At 60.6% G+C, this 18,146-nt stretch carries 14 protein-coding genes; 7 read left to right on the top strand and 7 right to left on the bottom strand.

Features of this window, described 5'->3' with window-relative positions; genetic code table 11:
• Positions 1-377: 377 nt before the first annotated feature.
• The 3 genes from ACFOOR_RS06635 to ACFOOR_RS06625 all read left to right on the top strand — a co-directional run bounded on the left by ACFOOR_RS06635 (position 378) and on the right by ACFOOR_RS06625 (position 4,737).
• Positions 378-1,751 carry a DEAD/DEAH box helicase gene (locus ACFOOR_RS06635; RefSeq protein ID WP_343165477.1) on the top strand — a complete coding sequence of 458 codons (1,374 nt, stop codon included), beginning with the start codon at positions 378-380 and terminating at the stop codon, positions 1,749-1,751.
• A 65-nt stretch (positions 1,752-1,816) separates the two neighbouring features.
• Complete coding sequence (locus tag ACFOOR_RS06630) at positions 1,817-3,382, top strand: vWA domain-containing protein (protein ID WP_343165478.1); 1,566 nt, start codon at positions 1,817-1,819, stop codon at positions 3,380-3,382.
• A 176-nt stretch (positions 3,383-3,558) separates the two neighbouring features.
• The gene (locus ACFOOR_RS06625) at positions 3,559-4,737 is read left to right on the top strand and encodes a hypothetical protein (RefSeq protein ID WP_343165479.1); all 1,179 of its coding nucleotides are present in this window, start codon (positions 3,559-3,561) and stop codon (positions 4,735-4,737) included.
• Between the two features lie 28 nt (positions 4,738-4,765).
• Here the strand turns inward: ACFOOR_RS06625 and ACFOOR_RS06620 are convergent, their stop codons facing one another.
• From ACFOOR_RS06620 to ACFOOR_RS06605, 4 genes are all read right to left on the bottom strand, one after another.
• Positions 4,766-6,082, bottom strand: coding sequence for a class I SAM-dependent methyltransferase (locus tag ACFOOR_RS06620; RefSeq protein WP_343165480.1), 1,317 nt, complete (start codon positions 6,080-6,082; stop codon positions 4,766-4,768).
• A 116-nt stretch (positions 6,083-6,198) separates the two neighbouring features.
• Complete coding sequence (locus ACFOOR_RS06615; RefSeq protein ID WP_343165481.1) at positions 6,199-8,352, bottom strand: TonB-dependent receptor domain-containing protein; 2,154 nt, start codon at positions 8,350-8,352, stop codon at positions 6,199-6,201.
• 188 nt (positions 8,353-8,540) lie between these two features.
• Entirely contained in the window at positions 8,541-8,936 is a 396-nt protein-coding gene (locus tag ACFOOR_RS06610; RefSeq protein WP_343165482.1) for a hypothetical protein, read from the bottom strand.
• Between the two features lie 93 nt (positions 8,937-9,029).
• Positions 9,030-9,380, bottom strand: coding sequence for a zinc ribbon domain-containing protein YjdM (locus ACFOOR_RS06605; protein ID WP_343165483.1), 351 nt, complete (start codon positions 9,378-9,380; stop codon positions 9,030-9,032).
• 418 nt (positions 9,381-9,798) lie between these two features.
• On the opposite strand from ACFOOR_RS06605, the gene ACFOOR_RS06600 reads away from it, so the two are divergent.
• The 3 genes from ACFOOR_RS06600 (at position 9,799) to ACFOOR_RS06590 (ending at position 12,673) form a co-directional block, all read left to right on the top strand.
• Positions 9,799-10,713: a hypothetical protein gene (locus ACFOOR_RS06600; RefSeq protein ID WP_343165484.1), complete on the top strand. Its 915-nt coding sequence runs from the start codon at positions 9,799-9,801 to the stop codon at positions 10,711-10,713.
• Positions 10,710-11,450: an ADP-ribosylglycohydrolase family protein gene (locus tag ACFOOR_RS06595; protein ID WP_343165485.1), complete on the top strand. Its 741-nt coding sequence runs from the start codon at positions 10,710-10,712 to the stop codon at positions 11,448-11,450. The genes ACFOOR_RS06600 and ACFOOR_RS06595 overlap by 4 nt, the downstream gene beginning before the upstream one ends.
• Positions 11,451-11,617: 167 nt before the next feature.
• Complete coding sequence (locus ACFOOR_RS06590; protein WP_343165486.1) at positions 11,618-12,673, top strand: DNA cytosine methyltransferase; 1,056 nt, start codon at positions 11,618-11,620, stop codon at positions 12,671-12,673.
• On the opposite strand, the gene ACFOOR_RS06585 is transcribed toward ACFOOR_RS06590, so the two are convergent.
• The 3 genes from ACFOOR_RS06585 to ACFOOR_RS06575 are packed head-to-tail and all read right to left on the bottom strand — an operon-like array spanning position 12,587 to position 17,239.
• Positions 12,587-13,915 (bottom strand): hypothetical protein, encoded by a 1,329-nt coding sequence (locus ACFOOR_RS06585; RefSeq protein WP_343165487.1) that lies wholly within the window; start codon positions 13,913-13,915, stop codon positions 12,587-12,589. The two genes, ACFOOR_RS06590 and ACFOOR_RS06585, sit on opposite strands and share 87 nt — an antisense overlap.
• 7 nt (positions 13,916-13,922) lie before the next feature.
• Positions 13,923-16,061 carry an ATP-binding protein gene (locus tag ACFOOR_RS06580; protein WP_343165488.1) on the bottom strand — a complete coding sequence of 713 codons (2,139 nt, stop codon included), beginning with the start codon at positions 16,059-16,061 and terminating at the stop codon, positions 13,923-13,925.
• A gap of 5 nt (positions 16,062-16,066) precedes the next feature.
• Positions 16,067-17,239: a restriction endonuclease gene (locus tag ACFOOR_RS06575; RefSeq protein WP_343165489.1), complete on the bottom strand. Its 1,173-nt coding sequence runs from the start codon at positions 17,237-17,239 to the stop codon at positions 16,067-16,069.
• 233 nt (positions 17,240-17,472) lie between these two features.
• On the opposite strand from ACFOOR_RS06575, the gene ACFOOR_RS06570 reads away from it, so the two are divergent.
• Positions 17,473-18,039 carry a recombinase family protein gene (locus ACFOOR_RS06570; protein ID WP_343165490.1) on the top strand — a complete coding sequence of 189 codons (567 nt, stop codon included), beginning with the start codon at positions 17,473-17,475 and terminating at the stop codon, positions 18,037-18,039.
• Positions 18,040-18,146 lie beyond the last annotated feature (107 nt).

Genomic DNA, 18,146 nt, shown 5'->3' with positions numbered 1-18,146 from the left:
GAGCGATTTCCTTCTGTGTAGCGATAACTTTCCGTGACCGGTCAGGTTCCAGCTGTAGCGGGAAAGCCGACTGCGAGAACAGAATTTGATTGTCGCAGTTGCTGTCGGAAGAATTCGATTGCCATTGGATGCTGCACGTGCGAGAGAGCAGGCGTTCCGCGCCGCGCGTAGAGGACGGCATTGACCGTTTGCGGCGCGCGTTGACCGCGCAATTGTCACAGTGATCGTTGCCGTATGAGTTGCGCCCCGGTCGTCCGGTACGGATATCCGGCGAGGCGCGCCGTCAGGCAGCTGGTCTACGCAAGCTTCCTAAATTGAAATTGCCAGCCGCGCCGGGCCGAGCGTCCGCGCGGCGGGCTTGTATATGGAATTTCGAATTGACCGAATTCAACACGCTGGGCCTGTCCCAGCCTCTCCTCCGCGCCCTGTCGGACGAGAATTATGTCGAAGCCACCCCGATCCAGTCCAAGGTCGTGCCTGCCATGATGGCCGGCCGCGACATTCTCGGCACCGCCCAGACCGGCACCGGGAAGACCGCCGCCTTCGTACTGCCGCTGCTGCATCGCATTCATGCCGACGCATTGCGCCCCGAGCCGAAGGGCTGTTCGGCGCTGATCCTGGCGCCGACCCGCGAACTGGCGAACCAGATCGCCGATTCCGTGCGCACCTATGGCCGTTACACCCGCCCGTCCGTGGCCATTGTCATCGGCGGCGCCCGGGCCGGACAACAGGTCCGCGCCATGGCCAAGGGCGTTGACATCCTCGTCGCCACGCCGGGCCGCCTGCTCGACCTCATGGGCTCGGGCGCGATCCGCATCGGCGCAACGTCGGCCGTCGTGCTCGACGAGGCCGACCAGATGCTCGATCTCGGCTTCATGCCGGCGATCCGCCGCATCCTCGCCGCGATGCCGAAGGATCGTCAGACCGTGCTGCTCTCGGCCACCATGCCGAAGCAGATCCGCGCCCTGGCGAATGATTTCCTGCGCAATCCGGATTCGATCGCCGTGGCACCTGTTGCGCGTCCGATCGAGCGGATCGACCAGTCGGTGATCCACATCGACCGGGGTGGAAAGACCGGTCAGCTCGTCGCGCTGATGCGCGGTGCCGATGTCGAGCGGGCGATCATCTTCACCCGCACGAAGCGCGGTGCCGACAAGGTCTGCCGGACGCTTCAGACCGCCGGGATCGACGCTTCGGCCATCCATGGCAACAAGAGTCAGAACCAGCGCGAGCGCACGCTCAAAGCCTTCCGCGCGGGTCAGGTGCGGGCGCTGGTCGCGACCGACATCGCCGCGCGCGGGATCGACATCGACGACGTCTCCCACGTCATCAATTTCGAACTGCCGAACGTGCCGGAATCCTATGTCCACCGTATCGGCCGCACCGCGCGCGCCGGCCGGGCGGGCGTCGCTGTGTCGCTCTGCGACGGATCCGAGCGCCCGTTCCTGAAGGACATCGAGAAGCTGATCGGCGCTTCGGTGCCGGTGCGCCAGCGCGAAGTGCGTCCCGACGACATGCCGACGCCGGCCGCGCTCGCGGAGGCCGAACGCGAAGAGCGCGTCGAGCAACCGCGCCCGCAAGCGCGCAACCAGAACCGCAAGCCGCGTCCGGGCGGAACCGTTCGCGGACCGCGCCGCGACCGGAAGGCCGACGAAGCCGGCCTGAAGCGCCTCCTGGCCGAGGCCGACAGCGCACCGAAGCGTCAGCGTCCCCGCCGCCGCCGCAACAAGGCCGCTCGCCCGGCCCAATAGCGATCATTGCACAATCGTCGAATTCGCGTGCTAGCCTCCTCCCGAGTTTCGGGGGGAGGCTAGCGATGCGGATTGTATGGCTTGCAGGGGTGACGGCGGGGCTTCTGGCGTCGGCGTCATTTGCCCAAACCGAGATCGTGGCGGTCGACCATGGCGTGGACGCCTGTCCCGCCTTTGACGTCATCCAGGCCCGAATTCTGGAAGTGACGCGTGGCACGCTCGCTGCCGGATCCGAAACGGTCGCGCCTGAGGGCGAAGGCCCGATCGCCGTGGAATTCATTCTCGATGCCAGCGGCTCGATGGGCGCCCAGGCGGCTGGTCGCGAGAAGATGCAGATCGCGCTCGACGCCTTCGAGGCCGCGCTCTCCGAATTGCAGGGTGCCAATGTGCTCGCCGGCCTTCGGGCTTACGGGTTCGATAGCTCGCTCGCCCACACGGCCGAGGCCTCCTGCCCCAACAGCGAACTGCTGACCGGATTTCGCACCGGCGATGAAATCGCCGCGCTGGGCACCGCCGCGCGCGGCCTGACGCCCTATGGCTATACGCCGATCGCGGCCAGCCTTCGGGCTGCGGCTGATGATCTGATCGAGGTCGAGGCGCGCGAACGACTGATCGTGTTGATCTCTGACGGCGAGGAAACCTGCAACGGCGACCCGGTCGCGGTTGCCGGTGAACTGGCCGGGCTCGGCGTGAACCTGTCGACCTATGTGGTCGGTTTCGATCTCGACGCCGCGCAGGCCGCGCAGATGCGCGCGATCGCGCAGGCCGGCGGAGGTCGCTATCTCGACGCACCGGACGGCGATGCACTCGCCAACGCGATGCGCGAAGCTGTCGGGATGACAGTGCGCCGATCCGAAAGGCGGCTAGAGCGTTGCTCCAACCCGATCGAAGGCGGGCTGACCCCTGAAGACGCGGTCCTGATCGAACCCGGCATCTACACCGTCGGCGAACTCCTGCCCCGAGGCGAGTATCGCTATTTCCGGGTCGCCACCGACGAGGGCGATCTCGGCGTGGTGCGCGGCCTGCTGCAAAGCTACGCCTATGTCGGCGAGGCGGATAATCTGTCAGAGTCACCCGCGGCCCTGGGCGCGATGACCATCCGCATGCTGAACCCCGAAGGTGAGCGCGCTGGATCCGGCTTCCCGCGTATACGCAACCTGCCGGGCGAAGCGACGGCGGGATATTACGCCGACACCGACGGGCGTGGCTTTGTCTTCGCTATCGGCGACAATTATGAAACCGTGACACCGGAATCCCTGTTCGAAGTCGCGATCGAGGATGGTGATGACGGTGAAGGCGGCGATAATGACGCCGAAGTCGCTGGAAACTATTCAAGTCTCGGCAGCAATGCGTCGGCCCGGGGCCATGTCGGCCATGATGATCTGTCGGACCTCTGGGCGATTCATGCCGACGGCCCGCTCAGCGTCACCGTTACCCTGGAAAACGCCGACATGCGCTTTACGGTCGAAATCGTTGACCCGGACACCGGGCGCAGGATCGACCGGCCGCGTTTCACCGGCTCCGAGGTCAGCGTTGATCTGGGAGGCCCCGGCCTCGTCCGGGTGGCGACCGCCGAGCCGCGGCTTGCATCGAAGCATTCCGCCTACACGATCAGCGTTTCAGCGCGCTAGCCCGGCCGCACCCGTCCGGCATGGGCCTGCAGCAACGCGTTGTTGAGCCGGATCGAAAACCGGATCTTCGGCCATCGATGCCCCCGATGCGAATCGCCCTGCCGCCCCGGGTTTCGGATAGGGGATTGTTTACGCTCGCCGCTTAAGCCGACTCTCAACTGATGGGGAGGGGGCGGATGCGCGCAGCCGGTAATGTCTGGATGGTTCTGGTGTTTGCGATCGTCGCCTCGTCGGCGGCGGCCATGGTTGCCTACTCGGTGACCGCCGAGCGCCAGGAACGCCTCGTCGTCGAGGAGATGACCCGGGACATTTCCGAGCGCGCCAATCGCCAGCGTGCCCTTTTCGAGGACGCCAGCCGCGCACATATCGCTGCGCAGCGGACCTTCCTGCGGCGCTATGGCGCGCTGCAGGGCCAGGACGTCTCGGCAGACTTCAACCGGCTCTTTCCGCTTCAGCCGGATGGCACGCACCGCAGCCGCGACGACCTGTTCGAAGGCGGCGCATTCGCATTCGGGGACGATGTCCGCGGCATGGGTGCCTTCATTCCCGCGGCTGCGGAAATGACCAATGATCGCCAGCGCATGATCCTGGCCGCCTTTCAGACCGTCCGTCAGCACGGCGAGGCCCTGCACACGCGTTTCGACAATCTCTATTTCTTCACGCCGCACAATGATCTGATCATCTTCGGACCGGAGCGGGCCGACCGGCTGGAATTCTACCGCCGCGAAGCGCCGGCCGATTTCGACTTCCAGGACGAGAGCCTCGCCCGCGTGGTCGCCCCGCAATCCAATCCGCTGGGCGCGACCGCCTGCACCGCCCTGCGGCGGCTGATCTATGTCACCGACGGTTCGGCCCTGACCACGGGTTGTCACACGCCCGTCCGGGTCGGCGGCCGGCATATCGGTGCCTTCGGAATCACCATCGCGATGGGCGATTACCTGGCCACGTCCGTTCTGGACACGGTTCCCCATACCGAGAACATGATCCTGACGCGTGCGGGTGATCTCATCGCGCATCGCGACCTGGTCGGCATCGACCCGCTGACGCCTGAAGCCGTCGCCGCAGCCGAAGCCTCGGCCCGGTCGGGCGAGTTCGCGCAGCGCATCCGCAATGACGGCCGTCAGAACGGCGCCTTCCGCACGTCCGACGGGCGGATTGTCGGCTTTGCCCGGATCGACACGCCCGGCTGGTATTTCGTGTCCGTACAGCCGGACTGGCTGGCGCACAGCCGCACCTCGCAGCTCGCCTTCCTGGTGTTCTTGTTCACCTTCCTCGGCGTTCTCGCGCAGTCCGCGCTGGTGGCTGCCGTCGTCTGGTGGCAGGCCGGACAGCGTCAGGCCGTTCGTACGGCCTGACTCGGCATTCAGGCCGCGGCGCCCGCCATCACGTGATGGAGTGAAGGTGGAGATCGTCTTCCAGGCGCGAAATGATGTCCTCCGGAATCGGCGGCAGGAAACCCACCGACCTCGCCATCTCCGACTTTACCCAGATTGACCGGACCTGATCCGGCAAGCCTGCATGCCGGGCCGCGAGCGCGGCGTGGAACAACGCCCGCCAGACCAGATCGGATTCCACGATCGCTTCGCCGGGTGCGATCCTCAGCTTCTCGACGCAGAAGCGGAATGCGGACAGGAACCAGTCGCGCGAGTCTTCGTACGCACCCCTGTAATTCAGGTAGAGCATGCCGCGCAGGTAACAGAGCGTTGGATCGCAGGCGCGATAGTCCTGCAGAAAGTCGGAATACCGGTCGTAGCGAAGACTCTCCGGGGCCTGAACGAATTCGATTTCTTCATCAAGCTCCGAAGCGCCGGCCCAGTCGGCGCGTTCGACGAGATTGCGGTAAAGCCGGTACTGCAATCCGGTTTTCACCGTGTCGCGCGGATCACCTTCTCCCAGGGCGAGACGCAAATACTGCATCGTCGCCACGCCGGCATCCATTTCCGGGATGGCGAGGGGCCGGGTCGAGGCATAGACGATCCGGGTAACGTTGGCCTCCCTGACTACGATGTGGTCGAAACCGGCACGGCGCAGCGCGTCGAGCAGGGCCGCTCGCGAATAGAGAAAGACATGCGCTCCCGGGGAGATGACTGCGAGTTTCTCGTTGTTCCGGCGCGGCTCGTTCAATGCCTCCGCGCGCGGCGTGGTGATCGCGAGAATGCCGTCAGGTCTGAGATAGGCTTTCAGCGTGCCGAGGAAACCGTCCGGATCGGTGACATGCTCAACCACTTCGGATGAAAAGATCACGTCGAACGGATCGCGCAATTCCGGCTCGCGGCGCGTCTCCGGCCCGCCTGCCAGTGTGACCGACAGCACCGGAATGCCGAGAAGCTCGCGTCCCAGCTGTCCGTAATGGGCCGGTTCGACGCCAAGGACTTCGCTCCGCGTCAGCCGGCGCACGATGTCGAGCGAGAAACCGAAACCGCATCCGACGTCGAGATAACGCTGCGCCGTACCGGCATAGACGGCGGGCATCACCGAGCTGACGATGTCGTGTATCGAGCAATTCATCTCGACATAGTCGCGCCACGCGCTCGTTTCCGTCGTGTGAGCCGAGTAGTCCTTGTCCGGCTGCGGCCACATCGTGAAGCTGCCGCAAGACCGGCATCCGAAAATCGATATGCCGTGAGTATCCAATCCCGGATCGAAGGCGGACAATTGCTCGGAGGGGGCCTTGCAGGCCGCGCATTCCGTGGGTTTCAAGTCGGCTTCCTTGCGGTGAGCGTATGAATGATGATCCCGACCTTAACAGGGTTGGGATCAGCACTCCCCGTAAAAGAATGGGAACGGCGCAGTAATGACAGCGCCGTTCCCGCCGGTCAGAAGCTGTAGACGATCGCCGCCCGGAAGTTCCGGCCCGGCAAGGGCAGGCGGTCCTTCAGCACCGAGGTGTGTACCCGGATCTCCTCGTCGGTCAGGTTCCGGCCTTCCAGGATGAAGCGCACATCGCGCTCGGTGAAGGGCTGCCAGGTCCAGCGCGCATTGGCGAGGACATGGCTTTGCGTCTTCAGTTCGAAGGCGGCCGTTTCGTTCTGAACATCCGCCCATTCGAGCGAGGCGTGCAGTTCGTGCCGGTCGGTCGAGGCGGTCAGCCCGCCGGAGATCGACAGCGGCGGGATCAGCGGCAGATTCCCCCCGCCATCGATTTCGCCGCGGACATATTCCGCCATCAGCTCGCCCGACAGATCCCAGCCGTGCAGCTGCCCGAGTTCGCGTTCGAAGCGGGCCTCGAAACCGGTGAAGGTCGCATCGACGGCGCGGAATTCGAACACCGGCAATTCATCGATCTCGGCGCCGGTCGGGAACAGGCCGATGAAGCCGTCAAACTCGGCGCGGAAGACCGCGGCTTCGAGATCGCCGCCGAACACCGGCGTGCGGGCCGTGAACTCAAGCGAGAGGGCCGTCTCGACATCAAGCGATGCGTCACCGACCTCGTAGGAACTGGTCGCGGGGTGCGGACCGTCGGCAAACAGCTCGACATCGGTCGGGGCGCGTTCGCTGCGTGACAGCGTCACGGCGAAGAACTGGTCCCTGACCGGCCGGAAGAAGACCGAACCCGACGCGCTGACCGTCGAGAAATCGCGGTCGCCCGCCACAGAGGACAGGTCGCGTTGCTCAAGACGCAGCCCGCCTTCCAGCCCCCAGTCGCCGGCATCCCAGCGCTGTACGGTGAAAATGCCCTGGTCCTCGGTCACCGAGGCCGGCACGAAGGCTTCGTCGCCCAGCGCGGCGAAGTCGCGCCGGAAGGCCTGGACGCCGACCGCGCCTTCCCAGGTGCCGGCCCCGAGCGTGACCGGCTCGAACCGGCCTTCGACGCGGCCTTCCCAGCCCTCATTGGTGAACAGCGTTCCGACCGCCCCGCCCTCGATTTCGGTGTGCTTGTAGTCGGCCATGCCGAGCGAGAAGCGGACGCTGTCGAGCGGCACGCCGCCGGGCAGGTCCACCTCGCCTCGGACGTCCCAGCGGTTCTGGACCATGTCGATGTAGACGGTTTCCTCCTCGGCCTCGGCGGCTGCGAAGGAGGGCAAAAGGTCATCATGGTGATCTTCCTCGTCATGGTGGGCATGGCCGGGAACGCCGTATTCCGACTCCGAAGACCGGTAGGCGATGCCGACAAACCCCCAGTCCTGCACGAGCGAGACACCCACCGAGGCGCTCTGCGTGTCGAGCCAGGTGTTCTCCGCCGTGCCGATCGCCTCGTCCTCGTGATCGTCTTCTTCGAGGGCCACGGCGGGACGGGAGTCGTCATGATGCTCCTCCTCCTCGAGCAGGCGGTAGAGCTCGGATTCGGCATAGCCGGGGATGTCGTAATCCTCGGCGGTGCGGTTCATCACCTCGGCGGTGAAGACGAAGGGCCCCGCGCCGATCCGCGCGCGCGCCGCCGCGGTGCGGCCTTCGTCGACGCTGGTCGCACCGAGATAGATACGGCCATCCACGAGACCATCGACCGGCGCGTGCGGAATGCGGCCGTCGATCACATTGACCACGCCGCCGATCGCGCCGCCGCCATAGGCGATGGCGGCCGGTCCGCGCAGGATCTCGATCTGCTCGGCCTCGAGCGCCTCGGACTGGACCGCATGGTCCGGGCTGGCGGTGGAGGCGTCGATCAGGCCGGTGCCGTTGACCAGCACCATGACCCGGTCCGCGCCGAGGCCCCGGATCACGGGGCGGCTGGCGGCGGGGCCGAAATAGGTCGTCGACACGCCCGGTTCGTGCGCGATCGTGTCGGCGAGCGAACCGGCGAGATTGTCCTCGATATGGCGCTGGTCGACGACCTCGACCGCGCCGGTCACCTCGTCGGTCGTGGTCCGCAGCACGCTCGACGTGACGATGATGACGTCGCGGTCTTCGGGGCGCTCGGCCTCGCCCGTCTCGCTCTGGGCGAGCGCGGCGGCGGGGATGAGAAGGGACAGGCTCGCGCCGGCGAGCAGGACGCGGCGGGGGGAGGCAAAACGGGAAGAGGAACGCTTCATGACGTGTGTATCCGGATCTGACGGGTAGACGGCCGGCGCGCCTTGAACGGGCGCAGCCGGAACGGGGTCAAATGACGGATCGGATCACCGGATCGCGGACGGGATCACAAGGGGGCCGCTGGTCTCTCCAGACGGACTGCGGGCGTGATCCGGGTCCGGCTCGTTTCGGTCAGAGCCGGTCCGTCAGGTCAGATCAGGGATGGGGGTCCGCGGGCGGGCGGGCTCGGCGGGCCGCGCGCGGTAATGGGGCCCAGTTCCGCGCCGGGCCGCATCGGGGCATCGGCCAGCGCGATGCGCACCAGAGCGGCATCGGCCGGAGCCAGTATGCCGCCATGGTGGAAGGGCGCATGGCAAAGCGGGCATTGCGTGTCGTGGCCGGCCGGCAGCGGCACGGCCGGCTGGCCGTCATCGGCCGCGATATAGACGGCATGCGCCGGGGCGCTGGCGATCAGCGCCGGGTCATGACTATGCCCGCGCGCCACACCGCCCTGAAACGCCATGAACGCCGCCACGACGAGGCCCAGGGCCAGCCGCATCCATGCGGCGGCCGGAACGGGCCGGATTGTCGTGCTTCTGGCGTTCATGACACCCGCCAAACGGTTTCAGACGTCCCTAATATGGGGCGCCTATGTGATAATGTCACGTGACGGGGATGTAAGGTGGGGCAGGGCGTTTCGTCAGTCGCTCTGAACCTTGCGCACGAATTCGGATTTCAGGCCCATCGACCCGATCCCGTCAATGCGGCAGTCAATGTCGTGATCGCCGTCGGTCAGGCGGATATTCCTCACCTTGGTGCCGACTTTCACCACCTGGCTCGTGCCCTTGATCTTCAGATCCTTGATCACGGTCACCGTATCGCCATCGGCCAGCGCGGTGCCATTGGCGTCGCGCCAGACCCGCGCCTCAGCATCGCCGCTCGCCGCTTCACCCGGCGCCCACTCATGCGCGCATTCGGGACAGACCAGCAGCGCCCCGTCTTCGTAACTCCATTCACAGGCACATTTCGGACAGGGTGGAAGGGCGGTCATGGGCTGGGCTCCGGTACAGGGGTGTGGAAGTGGTGCCATTTCGATTTTGGGTGAAAGCCGGCAAAGCACGTCCGGTCCGCCTTCGCTGAAGCTTCGGCGCGACATCCATCGCTCGAATTCAAGGGTGTGGCTCGCCGAGCCGAAGCTCGCGCAGCGCGCTCAGGGCCCCTGCCGGGGCATTCCAAACCTATTTTCGACCCACCGGGTCGAAAATTTTGTGAAACAAACCGGTTTGGAATGGTGCCCAGGAGAGGATTGCCCGATAAATTAGGCAGTTCTAAAATAGCAACAATTTCAATACCTTATGAAGCCGCCTCAGCGTCGGTACATGGCGAGTTATTGCCACCCATGTACCAAATCGTGGCGACGCTCAGAAGTCAACCAGACCGCCAGATCAACCGGCTTTCACAAGGGACCCATGTACCAAATCGTCGAGGGGCGGGTTGAGAAGTGGTCTGCCGTATCAGTAACTTACCCCTCCATGATTTCGAACAGAGGGGACGCCGTGCCAGGCCGTCGTCAGAATATGCAGCTGGCTTTCACCGCCCTGATGCTGATCTTTGTTTTATCGAGTGCCGTCATTGCGTTTCTCGTAGGAACGCACAGTGTCTGGCATGGCGTAGCTTGGCTGATTGGTAGCCTTGTCTGTCTCGCTGCTGGGATCGGCACACAAGGCGCCAGACATCCCGATGCGAAGTCGAGGCTCAGCACGCTGGTCCTTTGCGCTTTCATCTACGCAGTCGGGCTTGCCATCACACACACATCCAACCCAGTCATCGAAGTGTTGGGCTTCGCAGTGTCTGGGTTCTGGTGGGCTACCGCTGGGGCGGTTCTTGGGGGTGCGTTGGCTCTCTCAAGTCCGGTCAGTCCGTCGAAAGTGTCAGTTAGCGAGGGCGATCGGCACCTGATCGAGAAGTATGCAGACATCCTTGCCACGGACGAGGAAGACGCTGTCCGCAGCACATCGGAATTGCCGGCCCCCAAGCCAAAGCTCGACAGGCTGCTCCGAGAGGCGATCCGGGGGGCGAGAGACTTCGCCGCGATCGACGCCTATGGGGCAGGCTTCGTCGGCCTCGGCCTGTTTCAACCAGATGTGTCGCCCGAAGATCGAAGCATCGAAGATCGACTGTCCTCGCTGCGGCACAGAATGCGATCCAGCGGCGGAGAAGTTCGGATGGCATTGCTGAAGGAACACGCTCAGCTCGCGAAGCGCCTCACGGTCTGGCGAGAGATCGTCGATGCCGAACTCGCCGAACGGAAGCACGCGCTAGAAGCGATGGTGATGAGGCATCCGTTGCTGACTGCTGCCCCGCCTCGGCCTGCTTCAGCATGATCGGGGCGGTCTTCGGGGACATCGTCGGCTCGACCTATGAGCACAGCCGGATCAAGACGACCGACTTCGAGCTGTTCACGCCCCGCTCCCGCTTCACAGACGACACGGTCTGCACCGCTGCGATCGCTGAAGCCCTCGCCACAGACGGCGACTTCGCGGGCGCCTTGAGGCGGTTCGTGTGCCGCTACCCCAAACGCGGCTATGGGGGCATGTTCGAGCGCTGGGCGCACGACCCCTCAGCCGGCCCCTACGGCAGCTGGGGAAATGGCGCGGCCATGCGCGTCTCTCCCGTGGCCTATGTGGCCCGAGACGAAGCCGAGTTGCTCCGCCTCGCGAGAGCCACCGCAGAGGTGACGCACGATCATCCTGAAGGGCTCGCGGGGGCTGAAGCCGTGGCATTGGCCGTCTGGTGGATGCGCCAGGGAGAAACGCGCGAAACGATCCGGCAGGAGATCGAGGATCGCTTTGGCTATGACATGAGCCGCTCAGCGGACGACATTCGTACCGACTATGGGTTCGAGGTGGCGGCCGCTCGGTCGGTCCCTGAGGCCATCATCTGTGGCCTGGAGGGTGAAAGTCTGGAGCACTCCGTCCGGCTGGCCGTCTCGCTGGGTGGAGATGCGGATACACAGGCGAGCATTGCGGGAGCAATTGCTGGCGCTGTCAAAGTCACAGCAAGCGAAACTGCGGCAGTGCATCGACGAGTTTTTGGTTGGGTTAGAAGGGTAATTGCGTAGCATCGAATGCCTTGAAGAAAACAGATAGGAACATATCGAGATTCGAAATTGTCAGTCGATACAAGTTCCGAATGCGGCGCCAACCTCGGGTGTTGCAAATCGCTGCGATTCGAGCCTGGCGCAGCTCGGTCACCCTGATACCTTAGCGAGGGAGCGGGGGGCACTACATGAGAGCGCTTGATATTTTTTGCGGAGCCGGCGGGAGTAGTGCAGGTGCCGCGGCCGCAGGAGCGATAGTCGTCGGGGGCGTTGATCTCGACGAAGTGGCGATTAAAACCTTCGCCAATAACTTCCCTGATGCAGTAGCAGTTCAGGGACGCCTTGAGCAGATTGATCGCCGCGCATTGAGGAGGCAGGTCGGTAAAGTTGATCTTCTCCTCGCTTCACCTGAATGCACCAACCATACCTGTGCGAAAGGTAGCGCTCCCCGCTCTGAGGATAGCCGCGCCACTGCGATGATGGCTGTAACTTATGCTCGGGAGTTTTCGCCCGAATGGGTGGTCCTAGAGAACGTAATTCATATGCGGCCCTGGTCGCGTTATGGCGAACTAAAGAACGAATTTCTTGAGCTTGGATATAGCCATCAAGAGTTAGTTCTTGAGGCCTCCGATTTTGGCGTCCCTCAAAAACGAAAGCGCCTTTTCCTTGTTTGTCGGAAGGGCCAACAGCCACAATTAAGTTTAAGAAAGCGTCCAGGCCGCAAGCCTACGATTGCCGCCGTCTTGGACCCTAAAGGAAAATGGCCAACGAATTTGTTGCATTCACCGACGAGAGCGAGAGCTACGCTCGATCGGGCGGGACGTGCCGAGAAGTCTATTGGCCCCAACAGAGAGTATTTGATCGTTTATTATGGAACTGACGGATGTGGGGGCTGGCAAACTCTTGATCGCCCGCTTAGAACGATAACTACGGTGGACCGGTTTGCGCTGGTCTCACCGAGCATTGATGGAAAAGTAATTAGAATGCTTCAAGTACCGGAGTTGCGCCGCGCTATGGGCTTTCCTGACGAATTTAAGCTCGACCATGGAACTAGGAGAGACAAAATTAGATTGCTTGGCAATGCTGTTTGCCCTCCTGTGATGCAGAGCATCGTGACAGAGATAATGAAAAAAGAAAAAACTTCGCGCGACCGAAAATTATTTAGTCTCAATATTCAAGATGCCGGGTCGCGAGATGTAAGTCGAAATGCGACTGATGAGCTCCATGAGAAGAGGTTCGCGTAGGCGGTATAGCGCCTTGTATTTTCTGGCAACGGTTGTCGAGAAATAGTGCAGATAGCGTAAATTAGATACTAAGAACACGCCTGTGCCGCTGTGATTCTTGAACGGAGGAGAAATCCACAAGTAACCCCGGCTTTTAATATCTTTTTTCTTATTTTTCGTTAGATTTTCAATTGGTATTTCCAAAGCTAAGGCCATCGGAACCGGCCCTTGATTTTTCTGTGCATAATCGCAAGCAGCGCCAACTCGTATAAGTCGCAGCGACGATCCATCTGGCGCTGTACCGTCTGTGAAAGTCAGGCTCTTGATGAAGTCCCCATAGGCGCAGCCATGATTGCGTCTGAAGCTTGTGGCTATGTACTTCTCAGGCGGTAGATGAACGCCCCCCCATTCCAGCGGTGACGGGCCCGGCTCGATAGCGACGTGCACCATTGTTAGAATGGTGGCCGCGTGCAGAGGCTGAAGGTTTTGAATAGCGGGAATTTTTGTTATTGCCGACCGCCAAACCGGGCTCGCAGCTCGCTGAGCGTGACTGATACGGTCAGCGAGTATCGGAGCCAAAGCGGCTGATATCGCCGACTGCGGGTTTTCAAGAGCACGTGGCCGACCTGCCGCCCCTACCGCTAGGTGACTAAGTAGCACATCTAAAGCTTCTGGAAGGGACTTGCCCGGCTCAAGTGTGCGAGCTGTGTTTGTTAAGGTATTCAACATTGCATTAAGTGCAAGATGAACGGAAGACTCCCACTCCAGAATTGCTGTAAGTTGCGGACTCTCTGTAAGTTTCTCCTTCACCGCCTCTTTTAGCGCTGAGGGGTCACGAACCTCACCGGTTCTTAAATCTCGCATGAAGTCGGTCTTTGGGAGGGCGATGACCATGAGGGGGATAGCGTGTCTGTTCTCCTCAGAGATCGATCTCTCAAGATAAGCTACGAACGCGTCTCGCTTATCCTCGTGCCGCGTCCATAGGCAGAGTACATACGGCATCCCCGCCCGCGGAACCCCTCGCGCCAGCACTGCGATAATATTCGCAAACAACATCTCATCTGTAGTACCGGCAATTCCCGCCAGTAAATGAACGTCGCAAAAAATTGCCCGTGCACCTTCAAAACAACCGACTTCAATATCTTCGCTTGGGTCGAATAAAATTGGTCGACATGGGCTACGTAACGAAACGAATACATCACTTAAGGCGTCAAGATGTGCCTTTGTGTTGTCGATTACGATGAAGCGACCCGGAACAATCATTTAGCTACTAACCTCGCTTGAACGTCATCGCGATAACGGCGCCATCAAACTCGGGAGGGAGGTCAAGGTCCAGTGGGTCGGGGAATGATAATGTCCCTTCGTTCAGCTCCATGACCATATTCGCATAATAGAGTCCCAGCCCCATTCCTTCGGGCCGGGTACTGACAAAAGCACGAGTGAGTTCTTCAGGATCAGCGTCGAGGCCGGGGCCGTTGTCAGCTACGATGATCTGCGGATTTCCAGATTCATCTTCATCAACTCCGATGTAAATTTTTCGGACCTTCTCGCCCTCCACAAGGGGCGTTACCCATCGGACCCGCAGCCAATAAAACGCATTATCTAATAGGTTCGTTATAGCGCCAAGCACAAGCCCAAATGCAAACACGCCGAATGGCCCATCATTCTCATCTTCTAAGATTGGGCAGACCAGTTTAACGTCGTGATTTCTAAATCGAACTGAACTGACCTCCCTCGAGCGCTGAATAAGCTTTTTTAGGCTATTTCTTTTTCGTTCACCTTTTCTGAGCAACTCGGAAAATCCATCAAGTACTCTCATGAGTTCCTTTGCTTGCAATAGGACGGAATCCGGCGACGCGCCGGCCTCGAGAGCGCCGTAAAGTGTCCGAACGCCATGTTCGACTTCGTGGAATACGACCGCTAGCCCGAGGCCCGATACTCCGACGCGTAAACTGCTTTCCTGCAGTTCTTGATAGTCAGCTTGTATGCGAGCCAAAATGGGAGCGAATTCCCGCTCTAGTCCTTTATTGGCGAGAGCTGACCTTAGATTCTCGAGCGGCTGTGTCAGGCGTTCAGCTCGGCGTTCCGTCAACGATAAGGTCGACTTTCGGATCGCCTCTTTGTCCCGGAACCGATGGGTCTCAAAGTCAGCAAGTGCGCCTAATACGATGGCGCGAAGACGTGCGTAGGCTTGATTTTCGACGAATCCCTCGCGATTGGTTTTTTCCCGCAGCCCCGCGCTATCAGCGAGTTCAAGTTCGATCGCACCGAACATGATATTTCGACTGAGTTTCATCGTCGGATTCTGAACCCGTCGCAGGTCAAGACCCAACCAGTCGTCCTCGCTTTCGCCATAGTTATATACGCGAATCCCATCTCGGTAGACGCGGACGCCCCCTCCTTCATCGAGAAGCATCTTGATGCCGCTGGCGTTGGCGAACTGCGACATTACACTTCGATCTCGATCGAACGCGTAAAAGTGACCCTTCACGGTACCGATGCCGGCGGTGGTTTTTTGATCTGCTACGACTTTGGACTGAGTGCTTGTCGAATCGAGATTGGCATCCCAGTCGGAACGCAATGGCAGTTTCAAACGCTCGCCAGTCCCGGTTAGCGTCCTAGGTTCGACTCTAACGCCGGGAACGCCCCGAAAGGAATATTCGAAAGAGAAAGTACCGTTCTCCAATGCAAAGGAATATCGCCAGGGGGCCTGAGATAGGATGTGCTCAACATCGGGAAGGTCAACTATCCACGACGGCTGATCCGGAACCGAAAATTCTACAATAAAATCATCGCGATCTTTCCCGAAGGGCGAAGATATGGAAACAATTTGACGATACAGATTGCGGATTTCGCGGCGTCCCCATCGCGATTCACGAAGTTTCGAAAGCTCGATCCTGGTGCCGCTCGAATTTTTGAATATGTTGGGGGTGGCGTGAGTGAAAATTTCGACTTTGGCGTCGTGCAGCATTGGGACGTTCGTCAATTTCGCCCAGTCTATCTCGACGGTACACTCATCGTGTCCCTCTTCTCGAGTGATAAGTTTGATCTTATCACCGAGCTTGTGGACTGCGAACCGACCCACCCCCTTCTCACCAAGTGGCAAACGGCCTTTCTCCGTGCGCTTGTTTTGAAGGCGTTGTTGTTCTCGGTGATCGTGGCCGGGTACGAGCCAAATATTTTTTATGGTTGTCTCAGACATGCCAGTGCCGTTGTCCTCGATGACAATTCTGGCGTCTCGGGTGTTTATTTTTTCAAAAACAATGGATACGTGTGTGGCGTCGGCGTCATAAGCGTTTTTTACTAACTCGAAAACGGCAAGTCGGGGGTTTGCGATAAGCTGATCTCCCAGTAGCTGAAGGAGTCGAGCTCTCGGCCGAAATTCCGTTGTAAGATGCGAGTCAGGCATTTTCTCTAAATCTTTCCTTGTAGTGTTCTAGAGTGGGAATCCAACCACCTGTTCAACGTACTTACTGTTGAGATGCCTGCCCGCCGTAGAATCCTCACGATATCGCCGCCAGCAACTACTACGATTGGGTGACGGTCCTCCTTTAGCTCTTGGTAGGCTTGCCGTGCGACCCAAGTCGTTGTTACGAGCACCCCAAATTGGCGGTGTCGGAGCCGAGAGATAAGGCGTGAAACATCTCTCGTTCCCACGCTATTCGGTGGAGTGTAGCACTTTGCCTCGAGAGCGAAATCTACCGTGATGGAACTAGGGCCTTCGCCGATACTGTAGGTGCCAATTCCATCCCGCCCTCCATCTTGATGCGACCGCGTGAGCGCGAGACTTGCGATACGAGGGAGATGTAGGCGGACAAGTTCACAAGCACATTTCTCGAATGCATAAGGGTCCTCGCGGAAACGCTGAACCAGCGCCGCAAGGAGCGCTCGGTCTCCGGATGAGGAAGGCATTTGTTCGTCAGGCGTTCGAAACTCAACGACTCGCGGGGCTCTTAGCGGGGTTCGAATGCCGAGTTCCAGCCATTTTCGCCAAGCAACGGGGGCGAAGGTCGCGTCTGTACCACCATCAATTAGGACGTTAATCCAACGTCGAGAGACTTCAGCGGCATCAAGAACCGTAAATTTCGCACGGTAATTCTGGAATCGCCGGCCATTGCGGGATCGCCACACCGCAACCAAGTCCTCGCCCTGGGAATGTTCGGCTGAACCAGGCACCGCCAAGCCTACAAATCTGACATCTCTCCAGTTGCCAGTACGTTCAAAAATAAATGTCGGCGGAACGAGGCTTCGTGATGACTCGGCATCCGCGTTTTCGAACAACAATTCCAATATCTTATTACCGAACCGTTGTGTTCCTGTAAGCGATGACCCGGGCTTTTTGTTATCACCAAAGTATGTAAACACGCCTGTCTCTTCGTCGAGCGCGTCCGGCCAATCAGCGTCCTGAGTGCTGGTTACGAGACAGAGTAACGCCATTTTACCTGTGAGTTTTCCGCGGTACCTGAAACCACCCTGATTGCTAACACTCAAGAGTGAAGGCAGCGGATCGTCCGAGGCGTTGCCTTGGCGCCCGCCTTTATAAACGGCATCGACAATTAGATCGGTCAAGCTGGCGTCCTCGAGCACACCGCGAAATTATGATCACGCCCGTCTGGCGGCGGACGCTAGAATTTTTCCGTTACTTTCCTTCTAAGCAATAAGAACCAGTTCGCCCAAGAGCGGCCATGTAGATTCATTGAGCCTTGCCCTAGTGACGCCGTCGGCTGCCCTCGGAAATGAGCGTCACATAAGTCGCCCTTGATTTTTGAAGCGTTCGGCGTCACAACGTCAATGATGTTAGTGAAGCAGGGAGCGCAGCGATGCTCATTGGATATGCCCGCACCTCAACAGCGGACCAGGAAGCCGGCCTAGAAGCCCAGGAGCGCGATCTCCGCGCCGCTGGGGCTGAGAGGCTCTTCTCCGAGAAAGTCTCCTCAGTGGCCACCAGAGAGGCTCTGAGCGACGCTCTGGATTACCTCCGAGACGGGGACGTGCTGCTGGTCACGAAGCTCGACCGCCTGGCCCGTTCAATCCGCGACCTCATGGAGATCGTCGAGACGATCCGGGCCAAGGGGGCGGCCTTGCGCATCCTGGCGATGGACCTCGATACGTCCACCGCCACTGGGAAGCTGATGCTCGGCATCCTCGGTTCCGTGGCCGAGTTCGAACGCGAGATCATGCTGGAGCGCCAGCGCGAAGGCATCGCCAAGGCGAGGGCCGCCGGGAAGTACAAGGGGCGCACCCCGACGGCCCGCCGAAAGGCCGACGAGGTGTTGCAGCTTCTGGCCGAGGGACGGACGGAGGTGGAAGCGGCCGAGCTTCTGGGCATCAGCCGCTCCAGCGTCCAGCGGATCAAGCGGAGCGCGTCGAGCAAGGCTGCCGCTTAACACCCCCTCTAAGGGAGAGGGGGGCTTAACACCCCCTCTAAGGGAGAGAGGGAAGGGGTACTAAAGAGGTATTCCCCACCCCACCCTACCCCACCCCTTCATCTATA

The organism is Hyphobacterium vulgare (assembly GCF_042643335.1).
In the GTDB taxonomy this organism is placed as follows: Bacteria; Pseudomonadota; Alphaproteobacteria; order Caulobacterales; family Maricaulaceae; genus Hyphobacterium; species Hyphobacterium vulgare.
The sequence above is the reverse complement of the archived record's forward strand: the minus strand, read 5'-3'. Positions and strand labels throughout refer to the sequence as shown.

Excerpts from the sequence above, each read along its gene's own strand:
- ACFOOR_RS06595 (WP_343165485.1), top strand. The coding sequence starts at position 10,710 with ATGATCGGGGCGGTCTTCGGGGACATCGTCGGCTCGACCTATGAGCAC.
- ACFOOR_RS06585 (WP_343165487.1), bottom strand. The coding sequence starts at position 13,915 with ATGATTGTTCCGGGTCGCTTCATCGTAATCGACAACACAAAGGCACAT.
- ACFOOR_RS06630 (WP_343165478.1), top strand. The coding sequence starts at position 1,817 with ATGCGGATTGTATGGCTTGCAGGGGTGACGGCGGGGCTTCTGGCGTCG.
- ACFOOR_RS06625 (WP_343165479.1), top strand. The coding sequence starts at position 3,559 with ATGCGCGCAGCCGGTAATGTCTGGATGGTTCTGGTGTTTGCGATCGTC.
- ACFOOR_RS06570 (WP_343165490.1), top strand. The coding sequence starts at position 17,473 with ATGCTCATTGGATATGCCCGCACCTCAACAGCGGACCAGGAAGCCGGC.
- ACFOOR_RS06615 (WP_343165481.1), bottom strand. The coding sequence starts at position 8,352 with ATGAAGCGTTCCTCTTCCCGTTTTGCCTCCCCCCGCCGCGTCCTGCTC.
- ACFOOR_RS06610 (WP_343165482.1), bottom strand. The coding sequence starts at position 8,936 with ATGAACGCCAGAAGCACGACAATCCGGCCCGTTCCGGCCGCCGCATGG.
- ACFOOR_RS06605 (WP_343165483.1), bottom strand. The coding sequence starts at position 9,380 with ATGACCGCCCTTCCACCCTGTCCGAAATGTGCCTGTGAATGGAGTTAC.
- ACFOOR_RS06580 (WP_343165488.1), bottom strand. The coding sequence starts at position 16,061 with ATGCCTGACTCGCATCTTACAACGGAATTTCGGCCGAGAGCTCGACTC.
- ACFOOR_RS06590 (WP_343165486.1), top strand. The coding sequence starts at position 11,618 with ATGAGAGCGCTTGATATTTTTTGCGGAGCCGGCGGGAGTAGTGCAGGT.
- ACFOOR_RS06600 (WP_343165484.1), top strand. The coding sequence starts at position 9,799 with ATGTACCAAATCGTCGAGGGGCGGGTTGAGAAGTGGTCTGCCGTATCA.